The following is a 1,465-nucleotide window of genomic DNA, read 5'->3' as shown; positions in this document are numbered from 1 at the left end:
CAACGACGCCCCGTACCTGAAGCCGCAGGACGCGCTCAAGCCCCTCACCGACACCGACAACGTGGGCCTGAGCTACAGCGACTCGATGCTGCGGGCCTGGCTGAAGGACACCTCCCCCGCGAAGGTGAGCGAGGCGGCATCCATCATGGCGGGGATGCCGGGTGTCTCGGCCGTGTGGACCCGTGCCGGCGACCGCTACACCCGGGTCTCCCCCGTGCGGTACGACCGGATGACCAACCCCGGGGAGAAGGCATGGTTCGTCCAGCACGCGCAGGAGCTCGTCGACACCGAGGCCGCGGCCTACGGGCCCGAGGTCATCGCCACCCTGGTCGACGACACGACGTACTCGGTGGCCGGTGACCACGGCGGGATCCAGCGTCGCAGCCAGCAGATCCCGATCGTCTTCGCCGGGGCCGACCTGTCACGCACCGACCTGCAGGCGCCGGTGCGCTCGGTCGACGTCATGCCGATGCTGCTCAAGCACATGGGCATCGCCGTCGACCCGGGGCTGGACGGCGTCGGCTACACCCTCCCGACCCGCCCGTCCCGGGGCCGCTGAGGGCGTCAGGCAACGGCGGTCAGTGTGTGCACGAGTTGCTCACCGAGGAGCCCGACACCCGCGAGGATCATCGCGACCCCGGCGACCAGGGCGACGCCGCGTTGCAGGTGCGGCCGCTGGGCCAGGGTGCGCTGCACCGTGAAACCCATCGCCGCGTAGACCAGACCGGCCAGCACGACCCAGACCACACCGAGCACGAGGAGCTGCACGGGCATCGGCCACGGCGCGCTCTGGCGGGTGAACTGCGGCAGGAACGCCAGGAAGAAGAGCAGCGACTTGGGGTTGAGGGCACTGACGGCGATCCCCCGCCGCAGGAACCCGTGCCCCGCGGTGGTGGGGCTCACGGGGGTGGGGCTCACGGCATCCGACGTGGGTGAAAGGTTCGGGGCGCCCACGGTGCGGGTGCTGCGCAGGGTCGCGACGCCGAGGTGGAGCAGGTAGGCACCGCCCACGACGGTGAGGGCGACGAGGGCGGCGGGAACGGCATCCACGAGGGGGGGCGACCCCGGCCGAGATGACCGCGGTTCGCCGTGCCTGCGGCGGGTGCGGCGCCTCGAGGAGCGCGGCGTCATCCTCGGGTACTCAGCACGCATCGACCCCGCGGCGGTGGGGCGGCAGTTCGTCGTGAACGTCGACTTCGAGCTGGCCGGACAGGGCAAGGGGTTGCTCCAGGAGTTCGAGCAGGCCCTGGCCTCGTACGACGAGGTCGTGCAGTGCCGGCGCATGTTAGGGCGCCCCGACTACCAGGCCCTCGTCGCCGTGGCCGACCTCGAGACCTACGAGAGGTTCATGACCGAGGAGCTCATGGCGCTGCCGAACCTCGGGCGGCTCGAGTCGCGGTTCGTCATGAAGACGGTGAAGTCGGACCTCACCGTCTGAACCCGGATGCCGGTGCTTCCCGGGCGG

3 protein-coding genes are annotated in these 1,465 nt (G+C 71.1%); 2 read left to right on the top strand and 1 reads right to left on the bottom strand.

The window, feature by feature from the left end; all coding sequences use genetic code 11:
- Nucleotides 1-559 (top strand): hypothetical protein (locus PLL68_RS15140; RefSeq protein ID WP_324535522.1); only part of this gene is annotated, 559 nt, incomplete at its 5' end.
- Nucleotides 560-564: 5 nt separating this feature from the next.
- Here PLL68_RS15140 and PLL68_RS15135 read toward each other — a convergent pair.
- Nucleotides 565-1,050 (bottom strand): LysE family translocator, encoded by a 486-nt coding sequence (locus PLL68_RS15135; RefSeq protein WP_324535520.1) that lies wholly within the window; start codon nucleotides 1,048-1,050, stop codon nucleotides 565-567.
- 52 nt (nucleotides 1,051-1,102) lie between these two features.
- Here PLL68_RS15135 and PLL68_RS15130 point away from each other — a divergent pair, with 52 nt between their 5' ends.
- A complete protein-coding gene (locus tag PLL68_RS15130; protein ID WP_324535518.1) occupies nucleotides 1,103-1,438 on the top strand; it encodes an Lrp/AsnC family transcriptional regulator in 336 nt (111 codons plus the stop codon).
- Nucleotides 1,439-1,465: the final 27 nt, after the last annotated feature.

It is taken from the genome of Ornithinibacter sp. (assembly GCF_035443565.1).
In the GTDB taxonomy this organism is placed as follows: domain Bacteria; phylum Actinomycetota; class Actinomycetes; order Actinomycetales; family Dermatophilaceae; genus Fodinibacter.
This window is presented reverse-complemented; position numbering and strand designations above follow the sequence as displayed.